The organism is Klebsiella sp. M5al (genome assembly GCF_002090195.1).
GTDB classification, from domain to species: Bacteria; Pseudomonadota; Gammaproteobacteria; order Enterobacterales; family Enterobacteriaceae; genus Klebsiella; species Klebsiella grimontii.
Map to the genome: position 1 here is coordinate 2,222,386 of NZ_CP020657.1, position 22,043 is coordinate 2,244,428.

At 58.7% G+C, this 22,043-nt stretch carries 21 protein-coding genes and 1 pseudogene; 12 read left to right on the forward strand and 10 right to left on the reverse strand.

The window, feature by feature from the left end; genetic code table 11:
* Positions 1-7 precede the first annotated feature (7 nt).
* Positions 8-1,327: a guanine deaminase gene (gene guaD / locus BWI76_RS10520; protein ID WP_049085007.1), complete on the reverse strand. Its 1,320-nt coding sequence runs from the start codon at positions 1,325-1,327 to the stop codon at positions 8-10.
* Between the two features lie 109 nt (positions 1,328-1,436).
* Positions 1,437-2,924 carry an NCS1 family nucleobase:cation symporter-1 gene (locus BWI76_RS10525; RefSeq protein WP_004871435.1) on the reverse strand — a complete coding sequence of 496 codons (1,488 nt, stop codon included), beginning with the start codon at positions 2,922-2,924 and terminating at the stop codon, positions 1,437-1,439.
* Positions 2,925-3,067: 143 nt separating this feature from the next.
* Between BWI76_RS10525 and BWI76_RS10530 the strand changes: the two genes are divergently transcribed.
* The 3 genes and pseudogenes from BWI76_RS10530 (at position 3,068) to puuE (ending at position 5,476) form a co-directional block, all read left to right on the forward strand.
* Positions 3,068-3,784, forward strand: coding sequence for a GntR family transcriptional regulator (locus tag BWI76_RS10530; RefSeq protein WP_004871433.1), 717 nt, complete (start codon positions 3,068-3,070; stop codon positions 3,782-3,784).
* A pseudogene (gene hpxA / locus BWI76_RS10535) lies at positions 3,784-4,503 on the forward strand (allantoin racemase); the annotation flags it as partial. The gene BWI76_RS10530 and the pseudogene hpxA, both read left to right, overlap by 1 nt.
* Positions 4,504-4,543: 40 nt before the next feature.
* Entirely contained in the window at positions 4,544-5,476 is a 933-nt protein-coding gene (puuE, locus tag BWI76_RS10540) for an allantoinase PuuE (RefSeq protein ID WP_024359598.1), read from the forward strand.
* Positions 5,477-5,703: 227 nt separating this feature from the next.
* Here puuE and hpxZ read toward each other — a convergent pair whose 3' ends face one another.
* Genes hpxZ through hpxW form a run of 4 tightly spaced genes read right to left on the reverse strand, consistent with a single transcriptional unit; the run spans position 5,704 to position 9,262 of the window.
* Positions 5,704-6,090 carry an oxalurate catabolism protein HpxZ gene (hpxZ, locus tag BWI76_RS10545; protein WP_024359597.1) on the reverse strand — a complete coding sequence of 129 codons (387 nt, stop codon included), beginning with the start codon at positions 6,088-6,090 and terminating at the stop codon, positions 5,704-5,706.
* The gene (locus BWI76_RS10550) at positions 6,087-7,484 is read right to left on the reverse strand and encodes an AtzE family amidohydrolase (RefSeq protein WP_004871421.1); all 1,398 of its coding nucleotides are present in this window, start codon (positions 7,482-7,484) and stop codon (positions 6,087-6,089) included. The genes hpxZ and BWI76_RS10550 overlap by 4 nt, the downstream gene beginning before the upstream one ends.
* Positions 7,481-7,669 carry an oxalurate catabolism protein HpxX gene (gene hpxX / locus BWI76_RS10555; protein ID WP_004871419.1) on the reverse strand — a complete coding sequence of 63 codons (189 nt, stop codon included), beginning with the start codon at positions 7,667-7,669 and terminating at the stop codon, positions 7,481-7,483. The genes BWI76_RS10550 and hpxX overlap by 4 nt, the downstream gene beginning before the upstream one ends.
* A gap of 9 nt (positions 7,670-7,678) precedes the next feature.
* The gene (hpxW, locus tag BWI76_RS10560) at positions 7,679-9,262 is read right to left on the reverse strand and encodes an oxamate amidohydrolase (RefSeq protein ID WP_024359596.1); all 1,584 of its coding nucleotides are present in this window, start codon (positions 9,260-9,262) and stop codon (positions 7,679-7,681) included.
* Positions 9,263-9,430: 168 nt separating this feature from the next.
* On the opposite strand from hpxW, the gene hpxU reads away from it, so the two are divergent.
* The 7 genes from hpxU to hpxK all read left to right on the forward strand — a co-directional run bounded on the left by hpxU (position 9,431) and on the right by hpxK (position 15,833).
* Positions 9,431-10,270 carry a MurR/RpiR family transcriptional regulator HpxU gene (gene hpxU, locus BWI76_RS10565; RefSeq protein WP_004871416.1) on the forward strand — a complete coding sequence of 280 codons (840 nt, stop codon included), beginning with the start codon at positions 9,431-9,433 and terminating at the stop codon, positions 10,268-10,270.
* Between the two features lie 214 nt (positions 10,271-10,484).
* On the forward strand, positions 10,485-11,270 hold the full coding sequence (locus BWI76_RS10570) for a transporter substrate-binding domain-containing protein (RefSeq protein WP_004871415.1): 786 nt from the start codon (positions 10,485-10,487) through the stop codon (positions 11,268-11,270).
* Positions 11,271-11,279: 9 nt separating this feature from the next.
* The gene (locus BWI76_RS10575) at positions 11,280-11,945 is read left to right on the forward strand and encodes an amino acid ABC transporter permease (RefSeq protein WP_004871413.1); all 666 of its coding nucleotides are present in this window, start codon (positions 11,280-11,282) and stop codon (positions 11,943-11,945) included.
* On the forward strand, positions 11,945-12,601 hold the full coding sequence (locus tag BWI76_RS10580) for an amino acid ABC transporter permease (protein WP_004871411.1): 657 nt from the start codon (positions 11,945-11,947) through the stop codon (positions 12,599-12,601). The genes BWI76_RS10575 and BWI76_RS10580 overlap by 1 nt, the downstream gene beginning before the upstream one ends.
* A complete protein-coding gene (locus tag BWI76_RS10585; RefSeq protein ID WP_004131222.1) occupies positions 12,582-13,322 on the forward strand; it encodes an amino acid ABC transporter ATP-binding protein in 741 nt (246 codons plus the stop codon). Before BWI76_RS10580 ends, BWI76_RS10585 begins: the two co-directional genes overlap by 20 nt.
* 10 nt (positions 13,323-13,332) lie before the next feature.
* Positions 13,333-14,574 (forward strand): pyridoxal-phosphate-dependent aminotransferase family protein, encoded by a 1,242-nt coding sequence (locus tag BWI76_RS10590; RefSeq protein WP_004871408.1) that lies wholly within the window; start codon positions 13,333-13,335, stop codon positions 14,572-14,574.
* On the forward strand, positions 14,571-15,833 hold the full coding sequence (gene hpxK / locus BWI76_RS10595) for an allantoate amidohydrolase (RefSeq protein ID WP_064371671.1): 1,263 nt from the start codon (positions 14,571-14,573) through the stop codon (positions 15,831-15,833). Before BWI76_RS10590 ends, hpxK begins: the two co-directional genes overlap by 4 nt.
* A 55-nt stretch (positions 15,834-15,888) precedes the next feature.
* Here the strand turns inward: hpxK and BWI76_RS10600 are convergent, their stop codons facing one another.
* Positions 15,889-17,598: a pectate lyase gene (locus BWI76_RS10600; RefSeq protein WP_064371672.1), complete on the reverse strand. Its 1,710-nt coding sequence runs from the start codon at positions 17,596-17,598 to the stop codon at positions 15,889-15,891.
* 71 nt (positions 17,599-17,669) lie between these two features.
* Complete coding sequence (locus BWI76_RS10605) at positions 17,670-18,371, reverse strand: oligogalacturonate-specific porin KdgM family protein (protein WP_004871401.1); 702 nt, start codon at positions 18,369-18,371, stop codon at positions 17,670-17,672.
* A 693-nt stretch (positions 18,372-19,064) separates the two neighbouring features.
* On the opposite strand from BWI76_RS10605, the gene BWI76_RS10610 reads away from it, so the two are divergent.
* Both BWI76_RS10610 and BWI76_RS10615 read left to right on the forward strand, forming a co-directional pair.
* Complete coding sequence (locus tag BWI76_RS10610; RefSeq protein WP_024359593.1) at positions 19,065-19,613, forward strand: helix-turn-helix transcriptional regulator; 549 nt, start codon at positions 19,065-19,067, stop codon at positions 19,611-19,613.
* Positions 19,614-19,795: 182 nt separating this feature from the next.
* Complete coding sequence (locus BWI76_RS10615; RefSeq protein WP_004871378.1) at positions 19,796-20,092, forward strand: chorismate mutase; 297 nt, start codon at positions 19,796-19,798, stop codon at positions 20,090-20,092.
* 130 nt (positions 20,093-20,222) lie between these two features.
* Here BWI76_RS10615 and BWI76_RS10620 read toward each other — a convergent pair whose 3' ends face one another.
* Entirely contained in the window at positions 20,223-21,287 is a 1,065-nt protein-coding gene (locus tag BWI76_RS10620; protein WP_004871377.1) for a hypothetical protein, read from the reverse strand.
* Positions 21,288-21,335: 48 nt separating this feature from the next.
* Complete coding sequence (locus BWI76_RS10625; RefSeq protein WP_024359591.1) at positions 21,336-21,908, reverse strand: hypothetical protein; 573 nt, start codon at positions 21,906-21,908, stop codon at positions 21,336-21,338.
* Positions 21,909-22,043 lie beyond the last annotated feature (135 nt).

Sequence of the window (22,043 nt, forward strand, 5' to 3'; positions counted from 1 at the left end):
AAAGGGACTACTGCGCAGCCGCATCTCCCCATACGCGCTCGCCGTTTACCCACGTCTCGCTAATATTGCGTTCATCGCCCAGGGTCATCAGCACGAACAGCTGCTCATAGATATCTTTGCAGCGCCCGCTGCGTAAGCGCTGCAGCGGCGTGACCGCCGGGTCGATAACCACAAAATCGGCCTCTTTGCCGGGCTGGAAATTGCCAATCTTCTCATCAAGGCGCAGGGCGCGCGCGCCGCCGAGGGTCGCATGGTAGAAGGCTTCGCTGGCGCGCAGGCGATAGCTTTGCAGCTGGCTGACCTTATACGCCTCGCCGAGGGTGCGCAGCATACTGAACGTAGTGCCCGCGCCAACATCGCTACCGATGCCCATCCGCACCTTGTTCTGCCAGCAGACCGGTAAACGAAACAGCCCGCTGCCGAGGAACAGGTTCGACGTCGGGCAAAAGGCCAGCGCTGAACCGGTCTCGTGCAGGCACTGCCACTCGGCGTCCGCCAGGTGAATGCCGTGGGCAAACACGCTGCGCTCGCCGGTTAACCGATAATGATGGTAGACGTCGAGATAGTGCTCATGCTCCGGCCACAGGCTTTTTACCCACGCCACTTCGTTGAGGTTTTCGCTCAGGTGGGTATGCAGCCAGGTATCGGGAAACTCTTCCCGCAGCTGCCGCACCGCCGCCAGCAGCTCTGGCGTCGAGGTCGGCGCAAAGCGCGGCGTAATGGCGTAGCCGAGACGGCCGCGCTGGTGCCAGCGTTCAATCAGCTCGCGGGTTTGCCGGTAGCTCTGCTCCGCGCTTTCGCTCAGGTAGTCCGGCGCGTGGCGATCCATCATCACTTTCCCGGCGAGCAGGCGCATATTCAGGCGCAGCGCTTCGTTAAACAGGGCATCGACCGATTCCGGATGCAGCGTACAAAAAACCAGCGCGGTAGTGGTGCCGTGGCTTAGCAGCTGGTTGACAAAAAATTGCGCGATCTCGGCGGCGTAGTCGGCATCGGCAAACTGGCTCTCCACCGGAAAGGTATAGGTGGTGAGCCACTCCAGCAGCTGCTCGCCAAATGCGCCAATCATCTCGGTTTGCGGATAGTGGACGTGGGCATCGACAAACCCCGGCAGCAGCAGCTTACCGCGCAGGTCGCGATAGCCCTTCTGCGGGTGCAGGTACCGTTCGCCCTCCTGCCATGGCAGCAGCGCCTGAACGCGTCCGTCGCGAAGAAACAGCACGCCATCCTCCAGATAGCGCGCATGGCGGGCGATATCGTCAGCGCTATCGGCAACGGCGGCGATATCGAAAAATGCGCCGCGAACTGCGGCATGGTAGTCAAACATCATAGCTGCCCTGTGGGTTAGCGAAAGGATAGGTTGATTGAGCAAGATTAATGCCAGTTTGCGCAGACGGAGAGCCGCCGCGACGTGACGCCGCGGCGGGGATGCGGGGTTACTCTTTCTGGGCGAGGGCGCTGAAACCGGCCGTCGCGCCGACGCGCTCGTCGCGGGCAATCCAGCGGTAGGCCGCGCCGCTCAGGAAGACGCCAATAAACCAGCTAAAGTTGGCCACTTCGTGCAGGGCCGGAATAAAGCTGATGACCAGGCCAATAGCGACGGAGGGTATCAGGGCGGCGATCGCTTTCGGGTTAAAGCCGTTGCGGTACCAGTACTGGCCTTTTGGCGTGTCGTCAAACAGGTCGTTGACGGAAACTTTACCGCGCTTAATGATGTAAAAATCCACAATCAGGATGCCGAACAGCGGGCCGATAAACGCCCCCAGCACATCAAGGGTGTAGTGGATAAGCTCCGGCGAGTTAAACAGGTTCCACGGCGTCAGCAGAATCGACCCCACGGCGGCAATCATCCCGCCGGTGCGGAAGCTGATTTTCTGCGGCGAGCAGTTAGAGAAATCGAACGCCGGGGAGACAAAGTTGGCCACGATATTAATCCCGATGGTGGCGGTGATCATGGTCAACAGGCCAATGGCGACCGCCAGGTCGTTGCCCACGCGGCTCACGGTCTCAATCGGGTCGGTGATCATGCGGCCAAACAGCGACTGCGTTCCGGAGACAATCACCACGGTCACGATGGAGAACAGCAGGAAGTTAAACGGCAGTCCCCAGCGGTTGCCGCGGCGGATTTCGCCCATGCTTTTGCCGTAGCGCGAGAAATCGCCAAAGTTGAGCAGCGGGCCGGAGAAGTAGGAGACCACCAGCGCGGTGGCGGTGATCATCTGCCAGGTTTGCTCCCCGGCGCTCAGAGACTTACTGGCGAGGGTAAAGGAGATCCCGTCAAAACCGGTCTTGTATACAATCCAGCCCGCCAGCGCCAGCATCACCACGTAGACCGCCGGGCCAGCGATATCAATAAAGCGCTTGATGGCGTTCATTCCGTGCCAGAACACCATCGCCTGCAGCAGCCACATGGTGGCGAAGCAGAGCCAGCCCAGATGCGACAGGCCAAGGAAGCTGGAGGCGGTGAGCGTTGATAGCGAGGGCCAGAACTTCAGCAGCACCAGCATCAGCGCGTTGGCGGCGAGATAGGTCTGAATGCCGTACCATGCGAAGGCGATAAGCCCGCGGATCACCGCCGGAATATTGGCGCCAAAGACGCCAAACGCCTGACGACAAATGACCGCGTAGGGCACCCCCGCCATCTGGCTGGGCTTCGCCACCAGGTTGGCGCACAGCTGAACGATGCAAATCCCCACCAGCAGGCACAGCAGCACCTGCCAGCTCGCCAGACCAAGGGTAAAGAAGCTCGCCGCCACCACGTAGCCCCCCATGCTGTGCACGTCCGACATCCAGAAAGAAAAGATGTTGTACCAGCTCCAGTTCTGGTCGCGCGTCGGCGCCAGATCCTCATTGCAAAGCCGTGGGCTGTATCCAGCGTGGGGATCAGCGGCCTTAACCTGATGTGTATTTTGTTGATTTGGCATGAAACCTGCTCCTGTAAATGAACACCCGTTTAAATGGATTGCTGAGGCTGTTGCAGGATTTAGGCCAAAGTAGTTATTTTTGTATGCAATAATTAAATTTTATGTATACGATCCGATATCAAAAAGTAAAACCGGAGTGGTGAATGAGCAACCAACATCGTCTGCAGGCCGCGCCAGAACTGCAGGATAAAGACGAATCCATCTATCAGGCGCTGATGACCGCGATCGTCGAGCATCAGCTGCCGCCGGGGAGCAAACTGCCGGAGGAGGCGCTGGCGGAGGTGTTCGGCGTAAGCCGCACCGGGATCAGAAAGGTGCTGCAACGACTCGCGACTGTGCAAATGGTCGCCCTGACGCCCAAACGTGGTGCACAGGTCGCCAGCCCGACGGTCGAAGAGGCGCAAGAGATCTTCCGCACCCGCGCGCTGCTGGAGGTCGCCAACCTGCCGGATGTGCTGGCCCGCTGTCAGCCGCCGCATCTGGCGGCGCTGGAGGCCATTATCCGTCAGGAGCAGCAGGCCCATGAACGCTATGACGGCCCGGCGGCGATCCGCTACTCCGCCGAGTTTCATATTCAGCTGCAGGCGATCTCCGGCAATCAGGTGCTCACCGAGATGGTGACCCGCCTGAGCCAGCGCTCTTCATTAGTTATCGCGGCGTGGGGATCGCCGTGGCGTCAGGGCTGCCGCTGCGACGATCACGAACGGCTTGTCCAGCTGCTGCGCGACAAGGCGCTGCAGCCGCTGAGCGATGCGTTAAGCCACCATTTTGAACATATTGTCGCCAGCCTTTGCTTTGAGCGTTCTGGCGTGACCCTGCCCGATTTTGCCCGGCTGTTTGCCGGTTATAAGGAGCCGTAATGGCCGCTGTTTGTATACAAGTGATCAATCCCAACACCAGCCTGGCAATGACGGAAACCATCGGCGCCGCCGCGCGGGCGGTCGCCGCGCCGGGAACCGAGATTCTGGCGGTCTGCCCCCGCGAAGGCGTCCCATCGATAGAGGGCCACTTTGATGAAGCCATCGCCGCCGTGGGCGTGCTGGAGCAGATCAAAGCCGGTCGCCAACAGGGGGTAGACGGGCACGTGATCGCCTGTTTTGGCGACCCCGGGCTGCTGGCGGCGCGCGAGCTGGCGCAGGGGCCGGTGGTGGGCATTGCCGAAGCGGCGATGCATATGGCGACGCTGGTGGCCACCCGTTTCTCCATCGTGACCACGCTGCCGCGCACCCTGATCATCGCCCGTCATCTGCTGCACCAGTATGGTTTTCATGACCACTGCGCAGCCCTGCACGCCATTGATTTACCGGTGCTGGCGCTGGAGGACGGCAGCGGTGTGGCGCAGGAGAAGGTGCGTGCGCGCTGTATTCAGGCGCTAAAAGAGGACGGCTGCGGGGCCATCGTACTGGGCTGCGGCGGGATGGCGACGCTGGCCCAGGAGCTGACCCGCGAGCTGCGCGTGCCGGTGATCGACGGCGTCAGCGCGGCGGTCAAAATGGTTGAGTCGCTGGTGGCGTTAGGCCTGTCGACCAGCAAGCACGGCGATTTAGCTTTTCCCGAAAACAAGGCGTTGAGCGGCAAATTTCAGGCATTAACCCCGTTTTGAATGAAAGAGGTGGCAGATGGCATTTTTGGCAGACGATTACCCGCGCGACCTGCGCGGCTACGGCGGACAGCCGCCGCATGCGCGGTGGCCGAACAACGCGCGCATCGCCGTGCAGTTTGTGCTGAACTACGAAGAGGGCTCGGAAAACCACGTGCTGCACGGCGATGCCGGTTCTGAACAGTTTCTGTCCGATATTATCGGCGCCGCCAGCTACCCTGACCGGCATATGTCGATGGACTCCTTGTATGAGTACGGCAGCCGCGCCGGTTTCTGGCGCATCCATAATGAGTTCAGCAAGCGGGGACTGCCGCTGACCGTGTTCGGCGTTGCCATGGCGCTGGCGCGGCATCCCGAGGTGGTCGAGGCGATTAAGACGGCGAACTATGACGTGGTCAGCCACGGCTGGCGCTGGATCCATTACCAGAATATGTCCATTGAGCAGGAGCGGGAGCATCTTCATAAAGCGGTGCAGGTGTTAACCGATCTGTTTGGCAAGCCGCCCACCGGCTGGTACACCGGGCGCGACAGCCCCAATACTCGCCAGCTGGTGGTGGAGCACGGCGGTTTTGATTACGACAGCGACTATTATGGCGACGACCTGCCGTTCTGGAGCGAGGTGGCCTGCGGCGACGGGACGCGTAGGCCGCACCTGATCGTGCCTTATACCCTCGATGCCAACGATATGCGCTTCGCCACCGCCCAGGGGTTTAATACCGCCGAGCAGTTTTACATCTATCTGAAAGACAGCTTTGATGTGCTGTATGAAGAGGGGGCCAGCGCGCCGAAGATGATGTCCATCGGTATGCACTGCCGCCTGCTGGGGCGTCCGGGCCGCTTTCGCGCGCTGCAGCGTTTCCTCGATTATGTGCAGCAGCACGACCGGGTCTGGGTCTGCACCCGTCAGCAGATCGCCGACCACTGGCGCGAGGTTCATCCGTTTGGTGGGTAAAGTCGTTCCCCGGGTCGCGCCGCAAGCGGCTTACCCGGGCTACTGGCCTGCAGGCGCGAGTTAACCCGTAGCCCGGTCAGGGAAGCGCCACCGGGGAAGCAAACCGCAGAGCATTTCAGATCTGGCACATTCCCGGAGGCGATGCTGCGCATCTGTCCGGGCAACCGGCCCGCAGACGGCGATGGACCCGTAGCCCGGGTAAGCGCAGCGCAACCCGGGGGATTCCCTTAACTCATTAAACTCACCTGGGCGGCGACGATGCGCCAGCCGAAGGGGAAGCGCACCCAGGTTTGCTGCTGTCGGCCAATGCGTTCGCTGCCTTCGCGGGTGAATTCGGTGCTGCACACCGCGTAATCCTCGCCGAAGGTGGTGATGGCGGTGTGCCGCAGCTCGCGCGCTAATCCGGCGGTGGGACGGGCGGCGCGAAAGGCGCGGATTTCGTCGATACCGTAGAGATTTTCCCCGGCCCCCAGCCGCACCGTGCGCTTATCGTGCCAGAACAGCTCATCCAGCACCGCGATATTATTGCTGACCAGCGCTTCCTCATAGCGGTAAAACGCCGCTGTCACCTCGGCGAGGATCCGCGGGCGATTAATATGCTCTTGCGTCATCATGCTGCTATCTCCACCGGGCGGGCGTCGGTCACGCCCGTCTCTTCCAGCGCCCGCGCGACCCGCAGACAGGCTTGTTCATTAAAAGGCGCGGCAATCAGCTGCAGGCCGATCGGCTGCCCGCTCGCCGTGCGCAGCGGCACGGTGACCACCGGCAGGCCAAGGAAGGAGATGGGCTGAGTCAGCATCCCCATACTGGCGCGGATCGGCAGCGGCTGGCCGTTGATCTCCATGTTCTGCGCGCCGATGAGCGTCGCGCTGCACGGCGTGGCCGGGGCGATAAGCACATCCGCATGGGCGAACAGGGCTTTAAACGCCTGCTGTGCGTGGCGGCGGAAGCGCTGGGCCTGAAGATACCAGGCCGACGGGATCATCGCGCCCGCCAGCAGGCGCTCGCGTGAGTTCGGCTCAAAACGTTCGGCCTGGCTACGCAGCGCGGGCAGGTACTGGTTGCCGCCCTCGGCGGCGCTGATAATAAACGCCGCCGAGCGGGCCAGCTCCGCCTCCGGGAAGATCAGCTCCTCATGTGCCGCCAGCGCCCCGGCGACGCGAGCGACGGCCGCGCGGGCGTCGTTATCGCACCATGTCGTAAAATAACCGCCGAGCGTGGCGCAGCGCAGGCCTTCGAGACCGCGCGACAGCAGATTCGCCGTGCGCTCGCTGGCCTTGTCGGCCTGAAAACCATCGCCCGGATCGCGGCCCTGCAGGGCATCGTAAACTGCGGAAAGGTCGCTGACGCAGCGGGCAAACGGACCGATATGGTCGAGGCTGGCGACGAAAGGATGGCTGCCGGAACGCGATAAGCGGCCAAAGGTCGGCTTGAGGCCGAAGATCCCGCACAGCGATGCCGGGACGCGAATGGAGCCGTTGGTGTCGCTCCCCAGCGAAAAATGCACCAGCCCGGCGGCCACCGCCGCCGCCGACCCGCCCGAGGAACCCCCGGCGATCCGCGAGAGATCGTGCGGGTTACGCGTCGCCCCGTAATGGCTGTTTTCGGTGGTAAACCCGTAGGCGTAGGCATCCATATTCAGCATCCCGGAGAGCAGCGCGCCCGCGCTGAGCAGCTGGCGCACCGCCCAGCTATCGGCAACGGCGGCGGGGCGATCGCCCAGCAGCTGCGCCCCGGCAAGGGTCGTGTGTCCGGCGACATCGAAAAGATTTTTCACCGCATAGGGAACGCCTGCCAGCGCGGGCAGAGGCTTTTTTTCCCGCCGCAGGGTATCGATATTTTCCGCCTCAGCGAGCATGCGTTTTTCGCTGATGTGGGTCCAGGCGTTGATCTGCGGGTTAACCCGCGCGATGTTCTCCAGGGTGTGGCGGGCGATCTCTTTGGCGCTGAGTTCGCCGCTGGCCAGCGCGCGCTGGATGTCGTGAATCGTCATTTCAGGCAGCTTCATGCTTTATAAACTCCGGCGATTTCGACGCGCTCGTCGAGGGGAAAGGCCAGCAGCGGCCCGGCCATGGCGGCAATGCGGCTAAACTGCACCCGGAGCTCTGCGCGCCGCGCATCGTCCAGCTCCAGCGCCAACAGCTGTTCCATTTGCGTGAGGTAAGCGTCCCATTCGTTGTGCGGTGTGTTCATCATCAGCTCCTAATATCCGGCGGCGGAGCCGTTGCTGCGCGGATCGCTGGCCCCCTCGAACAGACCGTTGGGGTGGCGAACGATCGCCCCGGCGTGGCCCATGGCTTCGCTGAAATCGGCTAGCACTTCAACGTCATGCCCCAGTTGACGCAGGCGGGCAACGCATTCGGCGCTGAAGCGGCCTTCGAGCTTGAGCGAGTCGGAGGTTTGCCCCCATGTGCGTCCCAGCAGCCAGCGCGGCCGGGTGATGCTCTCCTGCAGCGGCGCGTTTTGCAGCACGTAGCGGGTGAAAATAGCGGCCTGGGTTTGCGGCTGACCGTCGCCGCCCATCGAACCGTACACCATCACCCGGCCATCGTTCAGCCTTGCTGCGGCGGGGTTGAGGGTGTGAAACGGCTGTTTGCCGGGCGCCAGCGCCAGCAGGTGGCTCGGGTCGAGGCTGAAAGAGGCCCCGCGGTTCTGCCAGACAATTCCGCTCTCCGGCAGCACCACGCCGCTGCCGAATTCGTGATAAAGGCTTTGAATAAAGGAGACCGCCAGTCCGCTTTTATCGATAACCCCCATCCATACGGTATCGCCAGGGCCTTTGCCCGCGCCCCACGGGGCAGCCTGCTGGTCGTCGATGTTATCCGCTAGCGGCTGTAGCGCCGCCGCCGCCAGCAGGCTCTGGATATCGACATCAAGGTGGCGCGGATCGGTGATATGCGCGTCGCGCAGGCCGAAAGCCAGCTTGGTCGCCTCAACGATGCGGTGGACGGTCATCGCATCGTCGGCGTCGGCCATCGCCAGCCGGTCGGTGATGCCGAGGATTGCCAGCGAAACCAGCCCCTGGGTCGGCGGCGCGAGGTTCCACAGTTCCCCGTGCTGATGCTCAAGCCTGAGCGGCAGCGGGCGGCGGGCGCGATGCTGCTGCAGATCGCTGAGGGTCACGGGCAGTCCATACTGTCCCATACCGCGGGCCAGATGCTCCGCCAGCGGCCCGCGATAGAAGCTGTCCAATCCTTCCTCGCTTAACCGGCGCAGAGTGTTCGCCAGCGCCGGCTGCAAAAAGCGGCTCCCGGCCTTCGGCGGCTGGCCGTCCACCAGAAAGGTTTCGGCGAAGCCGGGCTGGTCGCGCAGTTCGCTGAATTTCCCGGCGGTGGCGCTGGCCTGCGAGGCGGTAACCGGGATGCCGCTCGCGGCGTAGCCGATGGCATCTTCCAGCAGCCGCGACAGCGGCAGCGATCTTCCGCTTAACTCGCGCGAAACCTTCAGCGCTTCGTCCCAGCCGCTGACGGTGCCCGCTACGGTGAGGGCCGCCTGCGGGCCCCGGTGGGGGATCTGCGCCAGGCCGGCGTAGGCCTGCGGCGTCGCCAGCGAGCCCGCCGCGCCGCTGGCGTCAATGGCAATGGGGTCGCCTTCGGGCGGCACGATAAGCCAGAAGCCATCGCCGCCGAGGCCGTTCATATGCGGGTAAACCACGGCGATGGCGGCGGCGGCGGCGACCATCGCTTCTATCGCGCTTCCGCCTTCGCGCAGAACCGCCAGCGCGCTCTGGCTGGCCAGATGATGGGGCGCGACCGCCATCCCGTGGGCGGCAACATGACTTTGCATGGGGTGTCCTCAATTAACCGAATCGTCGCCAGAGGGTTGCAAAAGCTGTTCCATGTCTGAACGCAAAGTTTCAATCGCTGCTGGCGATGGGCGTTTTTTGCCGAACTGGCATGCATTATGAAAGGCGTTAGCGGTATAGTGCGGTGAAACGAAAGTTACAGAGGTCTTATGCAACAGCTTGATGAACGACTAAAAGAGCAGTACCCGTCTTTATCGCCGCAGGAACAGCGGGTGGCGGATTTTATTTTCGATCATTTTGATGACCTGATTAGCTACAACAGCGCAGAGCTGGCGCAGCTTAGCGGGGTATCGAAAGCCACGGTCAGCCGTCTGTTCAAGCGCCTGGGCTATGAGAAATATAAAGATATGCGCGATGAGCTGCGCACCCTGCGCCAGAGCGGAATGCCGCTGACCGATAATCGCGATGCGGTGCAGGGCAACACGCTGCTGGCGCGCCACTATAAACAGGAGATCGCCAACCTGACCCAGTGGGTTAACGCCCTTGATGTCCAGCAGTTCGCCGAGGCGATTCAGGCGCTGGTAAGCGCCCGGCGTATTGTGATTATCGGCATGCGCAATGCTTATCCGGCGGCGCTGCATCTGCGCCAGCAGCTTCTTCAGGCGCGCGGGCAGGTGCTGGTGCTGCCGCAGCCGGGACAAAGCTTAAGCGAGGAGCTGGTGGATTTAACCGCTGACGATCTGGTGGTGGTGATGGCGTTTCGCCGCCGCCCGCGCATTATTCGCCCGCTGCTGCAGCAGCTACAGAGCAGCGGTATTCCGGCGCTGCTGATGTGCGAGCCGCAGGCCCACGGCCTGTTTCCGCTGGCGCGCTGGCGGCTTTGCGCGCCGCTGGATAGCGTATCGGCCTACGATAGCTACGCGTCGGTCAATAGCCTGATCAATCTACTGTCGAACGCGTTTCTGCACGAAATTCTCGATAAAGGCCGCCCGCGTATTCACGATATTGCCACCCTCTATCAGCAGCTGGACGAGCTGGAACAACGATAATGGGGCGCCAGCGTGGTGCCTTGCATGATTTTGGTGCGACAAAATAATGGGGAAACGCGCGGTCGTTTCCTCTTAATTCCTCACTTTCCCTTGTTTTACCTTCGCTTAGCCAAACGGCGGACTCACCCGATGCGCGGCGATTTATCTGGCACATTAGTTGCAAAAGTGACTTTAAAGAATCTTTTGTTTCATGCTAACGTAACGGGTAAACACCATGAAGAAACTGTTGATCGCACTGGCCGGGGCCGCTTGTCTGTTAACCAACCTCTCGGCGGCGAAGGCTGACCAGCTCCAGGATATTGAAAAGCGCGGCACGATCCGCATTGCGGTGCCGCAGGATTTCCCGCCGTTTGGCTCGGTGGGGACCGACCTTCAGCCGCAGGGCTACGACATCGATATGGCGCGCTACCTCGCCAAACAGATGAAGCTCAAGCTGCAGCTGGTGCCGGTCACCAGCGCCAACCGCGTGCCTTATCTGCAAACCGATAAGGTGGACCTGGTGATTTCCAGCCTCGGTAAAAACGCCGAGCGCGAGAAGGTGATCGATTTCAGCCGCGCCTACGCGCCGTTCTTCCTCGGCGTATTTGGTCCGAAGGGCGCAGAGCTGAAAGACCCGGCGGCGCTGAGTGGTAAAAGCGTTGGCGTGACCCGCGGCGCGGTGGAAGATATGGTGCTGACCAGCGTGGCGCCGAAAGAGGCGCAGATTAAGCGCTACGAAGACAACAACACCACGCTGTCGGCGTATCTTTCCGGCCAGGTGCAGTACGTCGCTACCGGAAACCTGGTGGTGGCGGCCATCTCCCGGCAGAACGCTGACAAAGCCCCGGTGCCGAGCTTTATGCTGAAAGACTCGCCGTGCTTTATCGGCCTGAAGAAAAATGAACCGGCCCTGAAGGCGAAAGTGGATGCGCTGATTGAGCAGGGGGTGAAAGACGGCACCCTCAACGGGCTGTCTGAGAAGTGGCTGAAAGCGCCGCTGCCTGCCAGCCTCGGCGCCTAAGGTTCGGGCATGACGGAGCAACTTCATTTCTCTGAGCTCTGGCCGCACTGGCCGGAGCTGCTGGCGGGGCTGTGGGTGACCATTCAGCTGACCGTACTGGCGACGATAGGCGGCCTGACGATTGGCATTTTCGGCGCCGCCGTTCGCAGCGGGCGTCCGACGTGGTTCAGCCGGATATGGGGCGGGTATGTCGAACTGATTCGCAACACGCCGTTTGTGGTACAGCTGTTTTTTATCGTCTTCGGCTTACCGAACCTGGGGCTGAAGATGACGGCGGGCGAGGCCGCGCTGCTGGCGATGGTGGTGAACCTCGGGGCCTACAGTACCGAGATCGTACGTGCCGGTATTCAGGTGACGCCGAAAGGGCAGTGGGAGGCGGGGCGCGTGCTCGGGCTGACCCGGACGCAGACCTTCATTCAGGTCATTCTGCCGCCCGCGCTACAGCGCATTTATCCGGCGCTGGTGAGCCAGTGCATCATCGTCATGCTCGGTTCGTCGGTGGTGTCGCAGGTCTCTTATGAAGAGCTGACCTTCGCCGCCAACCTGATTCAGTCGCGCACCTTCCTCAGCTTTGAGGTCTATCTGGTGACGACGGGGATTTATTTAGCGTTGTCGATAACGATGCGCCAGCTGCTGCTGGCGGCGGGACGTAAATGGCTGGGGGTACAGGCATGATGACCACCTTTACCGATTGGGACATTGTCCGCAATCTGCTGCTGGCCGGGCGCTGGACGGTGCTGCTGTCGCTGGTGGCGTTTCTCGGCGGCGCGCTGGTGACGCTGCCGCTCCTGCTGCTGCGCATGACCGGCGGGCGCCAGGTAAAACGCCTGATCCGCGGCTATATCGAACTGTTCCAGGGGACGCCGCTGCTGATGCAGCTGTTTCTCGCCTTTTTCGGCGTGGCGCTGTTCGGCATCGACGTTTCGGCGTGGACCGCGGCCTCGCTGGCGCTGACGCTGTACACCAGCGCCTTTTTGCTCGATATCTGGTTCGGCAGCATTCGCGCCCTGCCAAAAGGGCAGTGGGAAGCGTCGCGCTGTCTGGGGCTGAGCTTTGGCCAGACGCTGTATCGCGTCGTCGCGCCGCAGGCGCTGCGGATCGCCATCGCCCCGACGGTCGGCTTTGCCGTGCAGGTGATCAAGGGCACGGCGCTGGCGTCGATTATCGGCTTCGTCGAGCTGACCAAAGCGGGCACCATGCTGACCAACGTCACCTATCAGCCGTTTAAAGTCTTTGCGCTGGTGGCGCTGGGCTACTTCATTCTGTGTTATCCGCTGTCCCGCTACAGCCGTTATCTGGAGAACAAATTCAATGCCTCTCATCACCATTAATCAGATGCAGAAGTATTACGGCGATAACCACGTGCTCAAGGGCGTCGATCTGGATATCGATATGGGCGAAGTTATCTCGATTATCGGCCGCAGCGGGTCCGGCAAGAGCACGCTGCTGCGCTGCATCAACGGGCTGGAAGGCTATCAGGAAGGCAGCATTAAGCTCGGCGGGATGACCATTACCGACCGCGACTCGCAGGCGCGTGAGATCAGCCGCTCTATCGGCATGGTGTTCCAGAACTTTAACCTGTTCCCGCATATGACGGCGCTGGAAAACGTGATGCTGGCGCCGCGTCGGGTGCTGAAGAAGAGCGCCGCCGAGTGCCGTGAACTGGCCCAGCGGATGCTGGAAAAGGTCGGATTGGGCGACCGGCTCGATTACTACCCGTCGAGTCTCTCCGGCGGCCAGCAGCAGCGCGTGGCGATTGCCCGCGCGCTGGCGATGTCGCCAAAAGTTTTACTCTGTGACGAGATCACCTCGGCGCTGGATCCGGAGCTGGTGGGCGAAGTGCTCAAGGTGCTGGAGCAGCTGGCGGCGGAGGGCATGACGCTGATTCTCGTGACCCATGAAATGAATTTTGCCCGCGAAGTGGGCGACCGCGTCGTGTTTATGCATCAGGGACGCGTCTGGGAGCAGGGCGACAGCAAAACGCTGTTCGCCAACCCGCAGACCAGCGAACTGAAGCAGTTTATTTCATCCGTGCGCGGCCTCAATCAATAAGGACTTAAAGATGGATATCACCCAGTTTTCGCAACTCAACCCGCCGTCGCGCCTGCTGATGGGGCCCGGCCCGATTAACGCCGACCCGCGCGTGCTGCGCGCCATGTCGAGCCAGCTTATCGGCCAGTACGACCCGGCGATGACCCACTATATGAACGAAGTGATGGCGCTGTACCGCGGCGTATTTCGTACCGAAAACCGCTGGACGATGCTGGTGGACGGAACCTCAAGGGCCGGGATTGAGGCGATCCTGGTTTCGGCTATTCGGCCGGGCGACAAGGTGCTGGTACCGGTATTTGGCCGCTTCGGCCATCTGCTGTGCGAAATCGCCCGCCGCTGCCGGGCGGAAGTGCATACCATTGAAGTGCCGTGGGGCGAAGTGTTCACCCCGGACCAGGTGGAGGATGCCGTCAAACGTATTCGTCCGCGCCTGCTGCTGACGGTGCAGGGCGATACCTCGACCACCATGCTGCAGCCGCTGGCGGAGCTGGGGGAGATCTGCCGCCGCTACGACGCGCTGTTTTACACCGACGCCACCGCCTCGCTGGGCGGCAACCCGCTGGAAACCGACGTCTGGGGACTGGATGCGGTCTCGGCCGGGATGCAAAAATGCCTTGGCGGCCCGTCCGGCACCTCGCCGATTACCCTCAGCGCGCGCATGGAAGAGGCGATTCGCCGCCGCAAATGCGTGGAAGAGGGGATCCGCACCGATGCCCACCGCGACGGCGACGAGGAGATGATCTACTCCAACTACTTCGATCTCGGCATGGTGATGGACTACTGGGGGCCGGAGCGCCTTAACCACCATACCGAGGCCACTACCGCGCTGTTCGGCGCCCGCGAATGCGCCCGCCTGATCCTCCAGGAAGGCCTGGATTACGGCATTGCCCGGCATAAGCTGCACGGCGATGCGCTGGTTAAAGGCATCCAGGCGATGGGGCTGGAGACCTTCGGCGACCTGAAACACAAGATGAACAACGTGCTTGGCGTCGTCATCCCGCAGGGCATCAACGGCGACCAGGCGCGCAAGCTGATGCTGGAAGATTTCGGCATTGAAATCGGCACCTCGTTTGGCCCGCTGCACGGCAAGGTATGGCGGATCGGCACCATGGGCTATAACGCGCGGAAAGATTGCGTGATGACTACGCTCAGCGCCCTGGAGTCGGTGCTGAACTATCTCAAATTCCCGACCACCCAGGGCGCCGCGATGCAGGCCGCGTGGGACCACTATCGCAGCGAGCGCGCGCAATGAGTCAAACACAACGCCAGCAGGCGGATATGCAGCAGGCCGCGGCCCGGGTGATGGCCCGCGCCGACGAGCTGGCGGCGATCAGCGAAACGCCGGACGCCCTGACCCGGGTTTATCTCTCTCCTCAGCATCTTGCGGCCAACCAGCGGGCGGCGCTGTGGATGACCCAGGCCGGGATGACCGTCTGGCAGGACAGCGTCGGCAATATATGCGGGCGCTACGAGGGAGAGCAGGAGGGAGCGCCCGCCATCCTGCTGGGTTCGCACCTTGATACGGTGCGTAACGCCGGACGCTATGACGGTATGCTCGGCGTCCTGACGGCGATCGAGGTGGTGGACAGCCTGCATCGACAGGGGCGTAGGCTGAAAAAGGCGATCGAGATTGTCGGCTTTAGCGATGAAGAAGGGACGCGTTTCGGTATTACGCTGCTCGGCAGCCGCGGGCTGACCGGCACCTGGCCCGAGAGCTGGCTGGCGCAGACCGATGCCGATGGCGTCAGCGTGGCGCAGGCGATGGTGCTGGCCGGGCTGGATCCGGCGCGCGTTCACCTGGCCGCCCGCAGCCAGGAGGAGATCGCCGCGTATCTGGAACTGCATATCGAGCAGGGGCCGTGCCTGGAGCAGGAAGGACTGGCCTTAGGCGTAGTGGAAGCGATTAACGGCGCGCGTCGTCTGAACTGCCGCTTTACCGGCGAGGCGGGACACGCCGGGACCGTGCCGATGAGCCATCGGAAAGATGCGCTGGCCGCCGCCGCCGAGTGGATGGTGCTGATAGAGACGCTGACCCGCGAACAGGGCGGAAACCTGGTCGCCACGGTGGGGACGCTGCGCTGCGCGCCCGGCGCGGTTAACGTCATTCCCGGCGAAGTCGCGCTGACCCTCGACATTCGCGGGCCGAAAGACCAGCCGCTGGATGCGCTGCTGGATACGCTGCTGACGGAGGCGCAGGCCATTGCCGCTCGTCGCCAGCTGCGGTTCAGCGCCGAAGAGTTTTACCGGATTGCCGCTACCGCCTGCGATAGCGGATTGCAGCAGGTATTGAGCGAGGCGGTGCAGGCGGTGCAGGGGCGTTCGCTAACGCTGCCGAGCGGCGCCGGGCATGACGCCATCGCCATTGCCGAACGCTGGCCGTCAGCGATGCTGTTTGTCCGCTGCAAAGGCGGCATCAGCCATCATCCCGCCGAGTCGGTCACCGCCGATGATGTGGCGCTGGCGATAGACGCCTATTCGCGCGCGGTGTCGGCGCTGGATGCCGGAAAGTAAGCGCCGGGCGGTCCGGCGCGGTACGGTCCCACACCGGTGGCTGTGGGGGACCGTTTTATTTTTTGCCGTTCGGTTTGAGCTGTTCGCCGGGTTTAAGGCGGAACAGCTCGTCATCGCGGGTGGAGTAGCGAACCGTCCCGTCAGCTATCCGATAAGCACCCTCCGTGAATCCCGCGCCGTTCAGGAACGGCGCCACCGCGTCCGGCGTATTGCGGAAGGCGGCTTCCAGGGCGAGAAGCGCATAGGGGGCGATACTATCGATACTGGCATATTCGGCCTCAGGGTTATCGACAAAAAAGCCGTTGATGCGCTGCTTGTTGATGATGTTAGCGCCGATACGATCCGCCAGCGTCAAATAGTCCTGCTGCCCGGTGGCCTGCCACAGGTCGATAAGCGCGAAAATCGCATACGGCTGATGATTCTCCGTTTGGTTATTCAGCCTGCGGTTCGCGCCGCCGGGTTCGCCAATATCGCCCAGTCCCTGGCCTTTGGCGATACCTCGCGCGACTTTCCAGATGGCACGATCCGGTTCAAGCGTCCAGGCGCGGGCATAGGAGAGAAGAAATTCATTTCCCGCCGGATAGGCTTTCAGCACCGTGCCTTTTTTCCCATAATAGCCATCGCGTTTTAACGCGTAGCCGGAGAGGTCCGTGCCGTTGGCCAGCAGAGGGCGGAAGGTATTGTTCTGCTCATCGTAAGCGTAGGTCGCGAAGGCCTTGAGGCCATCAAGGGTCCATTTTTTGAGATCGTCGCCGGCGGTGCCCAGCGATTTAGCCAGGGCAAGCTGCATCAGCGCATTTTCTGAGTAGAGGGTGCTGGTCCGGCCCTTCAGCAGCATATTGCCTTCCAGCGCATCGGGCCCCAGTTCGGGACCAAACTGACGCTGCGCGCGGTCGCCGTATTTCGAGTGCGTATCGCTATCATCGGTAGTGTCGGCGCGTTTTAGCGCTTGGGTAAACTGGTAGACGCCGAGCCCGGTCTTCTTATCGCGCGGCAGAACGTACTGTTCGGCCAGACGCTTCGCCCACGTCAGCGCGCCTGCGTCGCCATCGTATTTATAGAGCAGCGATGCGGAGTAGATAAGGTCGTTGCCGGCATTGAGAAAGCTCAGGCCTTTGGTGGCGAAAAACGGCGGCTGTTGGACAAAATCATTTTGCCAGAGCGCGCCCATCGCTTTGCCGTACTCCCCGTGACGGCTGGTTTCCAGCGTTTTCCAGTCGTAAACATGGGCATTCCAGAACGCTTTGATAAAGCGCGCGGTGGCCTTGTCATCGACGGCAAACATCATGTCGTAATAGGGGTACGCGTTCTTAAGTTCATGGACCATCTCCTTTTCGCTCGGGCCTTGAGGCTGCAGCGTTTTCAAATCAACAAAGCGATGGCCTCCCCACAGCAGTAGCCCGCTGGCGTCCTGATAGTGGTCAAAGTAGTAGCGAATATTCTCCGCGACCCGCTGCTTATATTTTGCTTCGCCGGTCAGGTTGCTTAACCCTACCAGCACCCGCATTAAATTTTGCTGGGCGGAGAAGTTCGACAGCACGGTAACTTTACCGTCCGGAAAAACCCATTCCATTTGCTTGCCGGTGCGAGGATCCACGCCGTTTGCCAGCAGAGGAGAGTGATGGCCGTACCGATCCCCCGCTTTATCCAGCACGACCTCGGCGAACTGCTTTACGCTGCTCAGACGCGCGTTCTCCTGGGCGCCAGCACTCAGGGAAAAGAGACTCAGAGCGCCCAATGCCAGGGTGATTTTTGCAATCTTCATTATTTTCCTCTTAATGAAAATAAGGGTTTAATGAAACCCTTATTTATTTTTATCTGGCTGACAGGAAGTTATCAGAAGGAGTATTTCACGCCAACGCGATAACGCGTCTGGCGTTCATCGGTGGCTTTACTGCCGGAAACATTCGCTATTGCCATATAAGGCGACCAGTTTTTATCAAATTTATAGGTCAGCTTAAAATCATGGGTCCAGTCGTAGCTTTCGTTATCCGCTAAAATAACCCCTGCGGAGTTGGCTTTTTTATAGTCCAGTTCATAATCCAGCTGATAATCTTTGAGGAATTTCCAGGAAATAACGCTGGTCAGGTTATAACCGTTCTCCGAGGTGTCTTTAGACGTGCCGATATTGCCTGAATTGCGCTTGTAGTAAGGGCGGTAGCGCAGTGAGGCGCTGAGGTCATCTGTCAGGTTGGCTTTGCCGCGCAGATAAGGGCGGTAGCTATTTGAAGACGAGCTGGTATCCAGAGAGAAGCCAGGCTCAATCTGAAAGGTTTTATTTATTTTATGCACATAGCTCGCCACCACTTCGGTGCCGTTACTAACGGTTTCATCATAGGCTTTATTTTTATCCTGCGAACCTTTCCATTTCCCTTCCAGCGACAAGCCAAAACCATTAGCAAAACGGTGAGACATCAACAGTCTGTCTTTATGATTATTGCCGGCTTTGTCATTGGTTTCATGACGGTAATCAAAGGTCACCGCGTGGGCAGCAATACTGATAAAAGGAATCGTGACTAATAATAATGAGCGAAACATAGAGTGCCTCTACTTTTTATATTTTCCAAAGGTACAAGAAATTACCTGCCGTAAAGCAGGCAGAACGATACACATTAAATTATTAGAGGGTGGTGTGGTGCCGGGTGCCTCCCGGTGAATCAGGCGCTGACTTCCTGATTCGTCAATAAAAACGAAACGTAGATGAGGGTATTCCTCGATTCAGCTTGACCCCGCCGCTTAGGGGGATTCACCACACATTATTCTTTATTCCCTGTTGATGGCTAATTCGCACTGCTTGTAATTTTATTGAAAATAACTTTTACACAAAATGAAATGATGTTTTGAGATCGAGATCTGAATATTAAAAAGAGAGGGTAAATATTTTTTATGTTATTTATAAAGATAATCCTAATTCTATATTTTCCATGCGTATCATAGTGTTATGTATTTGTTTCTGGTTTTTTGACGCCGTTTTATGCGTGAATTTAAGCTTTTCTTTGAATTGGCAGTAATCGTATTCCTATATTTTAAAGCGCTCAATTTGTTAAAACTTAAAAAATACTCCGTCGGTTTCAATGGTTAAACTGAAGCCCATGCTTCCGATTCCTTTAACCTAAACGAAAGCTAAACGGAAAAGATTGCGCTATTGATCTGCCAGACTGACGACATAACACTCTCAGAAAAGCATCCATATGGAAGGATAATAAAAGACAGTAACCTCGGGACTTCAAGATGACTATTCATGGAAAGGATCGTGTATTTATTTCTGGCGTAGAGACTCTATTGCAGGAGCTGAACGATGGCGCGGATGCAGGGTTAAGCAACTGCGTGTATGTCACTTGCGGGATGGATATCCAGGAGATATACGCTTTGTTCTTTCGCCATCCGCCGGAGCACTACGCCATCTTCATCACCTCTGAGCGCCATTTTGAGGCTATCAACCGGCTGTTTCCGGGCCTGCTAAAGCTCTGTTTGTCAGAGAGGTTGACGGTCGAAGAGCTGCGTCAGGCGTTAAAAGTGATGGGCCTGTTTTCGGCCCAGAACCAAAGCGTTGCTTATCTGCCCGATACGTTTAATTTTACCCACGCCGAGCAACAGATCATGAGGCTCAGTTTACGCGGCCATTCTCTGGATGATATTGCCCGTATCCGCGGGGTCAGTCCGTCCACGGTCAGCGTCCAGCGTACCCGGCTGATGAAGCGTATGGGGACCAACAGCCTGCAGGAGCTATGCTCGCTGTATGCGGCTATGCGTACCCAGCGACCACCGCTGTCCGGCTAAGCTTTATCACTAACAAATACGCGCGTCCGCGGATAAAAACGAAAGGTCACATCTGCAGCTCGCCGCCGGCATCGGCTTTGAAGAAAAGCTGGCCAACGCTGCCTGAATAGACGCCAGGCGTGGAATCGGGCGAAATTTATTATATCATGCTGATCCTATGTACTAGTTTGGAGGTTTAAGTGATGACGTTTTCCAGCCTTGCCGATGTCAGAAGCCAGATCGATTCGATTGATAGCGAATTGGTTAGCCTGATTGCTCAGCGCGCTACGTGTGTTCAAGCCGCCGCCGCATTTAAAACAGACCACTCAGCCGTACGCGCGCCAGAACGCGTGCAGCAGGTTATTGATCGGGTTCGCGAAAAAGCGGCTGCGGCAGGGTTGCCCGAAGTGATTATTGAGAAAGTATATCGGTCCATGATAGATGCCTTTATTGAGTATGAGCTTGAGCAGCATAATCAGCGACAGCGGCAAAAAAGGTAACGGATTATCGCGACGCAGGCCGGATATACCCGGAGGTGGCGCACACCTGCCCGGGCTATCCGACCCCGTGCAATACCCAAAGCGTTGCTGTTACGGGATTCAGTACGCGGTAAGTTTTTTCCGGGTTGAATCAGACTGGCCGCAAAAAGAAAGTTGTGGGTGTTTTGCCATTTCCACTGGCTAGTCGTTGATGAGGGACTGGTTTTTGATTATCGGCAATGAGCATTATGTCGTTACCTTCGCATTCCAGCACCAGATAAATATGATCGTAACCGTGGTGCGCTACGGGACCGCAGGTGGAACCGACATCGCCGGGCTGTTGATCACCCACAGAAATGACTTTCCATTGTCGTTTATCACGAAGATAGTTACCCAAAGCTAATGCCTGCGTAATATCGGGAACGGCAATCCCTCCGGCCTGTAACAGGTTAGCCAGGTTCAGGGCGCAACCATCATGCGGCCACTGCTCATGGGCTAATTTGAAAAGCTCAATCGCAGCGATGGCCTGAACTTTTTCATAACGATCCGGCGTTGTGGCAATATTGACTACGTCGAGCATTTTTTCTTTGTCGCTCAGCGGCGTGATGCTATCGGCAAACATCACAGGAGGCGTATGTAGCGTAACAAATGTCTGGAATTCTTCCACGGCATCGCGTCGCACGTGAGAGATAACCATCGCGGGGTTTACGATGGTACCGCACCAGCTGGTGCTGAAACGCAACAGTCGGGCACAATACTCTATCGCCAGCGGGTGGTCTGTTTTCATTTTTGTAATGAATTTTTCAGCTGTATCAATGCCATGCTGTTTAGCAAAACTCAGGAGTTCCGCCTTTCCATTGCCGATGCTGTCAAATGACACCTGAAACGCCCCGGTTTCCTCGCTTTCCATGTGAGCCATTGAATGCGCGTTTTCGGAATCAACGCCGGCATCCCAGCGCCAGTCTGATTCAAACCCCGCCTGAACGCGAAGCACTTCACACATGACGGCTTTACGGTGTAAAAGGCTGGTGTAAGGCCCGAGAGCCCCTTTCATTACGGCATAGATATCATGAAGCTTATTTTCAGCAAAAACCTCATCAGGTAAAGCATTTAAAGTATCGACTAACTGTTCTAAAAACGCTATCGGTGGGCGACCATGCTGCGTGCTGACAGGATAGCGAGTCGCGATGAATATACGCTTGTTGATAGTATCCATAAAACTCTCCTTCATGACGGTGACGAATGTTGAGATAGTGTCTTAGGTCTATTTACTCGAGGTTAAGCCCTGAAAGAGAGAAGAGACTTTATTTACCAGGTAAGGCGCAAATAATGTCATTCCGGCTATCAGGAATTTAATGATTTCACTCAGGGCGTCAGGGTTGGATATTTTTCCATTGCGGCCAAAGTCAAGTAGCAATAACGAGCCGAAGCCAATATACATAAACAAAATAACCAGCATGCCGATTAGCGCAATGAGCCGGCTCGAACTGGCTTTCATTTCTTTGACCAGCCGCGGCCTGCCTGCATCGTCATAAAGAGGCTTCTTTGTCACGGTATCAGTGCCGTCCCTGGTGGCTTTAACCTCTTCGGTAGCGGATAATTCAACATCTTCAGAAAGCGCATCGGCTAAAGACCACGCTTTAGGAAGTGAATTGCGGATGACTAAAATAGAAAGCAAGGTACCAAAGATAACGATGAAAAACACAAGGTAAATTAAATATTTGTTGATATGTTCACCGCAGGACTGCTGAGCCTGACAGGAGGCTTCATTAGCGTGAGCGGCGGCGGAAATAAAAAATAAAACAATTACTGATGCGTGTGTTTTTAGTAAAAACATAAATGCGCTCCTCGCCAGGATAAAATTATTTTATTCCTGGCATGCGAAGATAAACTAATATACGCAGGTATTTCTATTTACAACAAGGGGTCATCTTATACCCACGGGGTTATACTGATACGCGTCCCCGCAGAT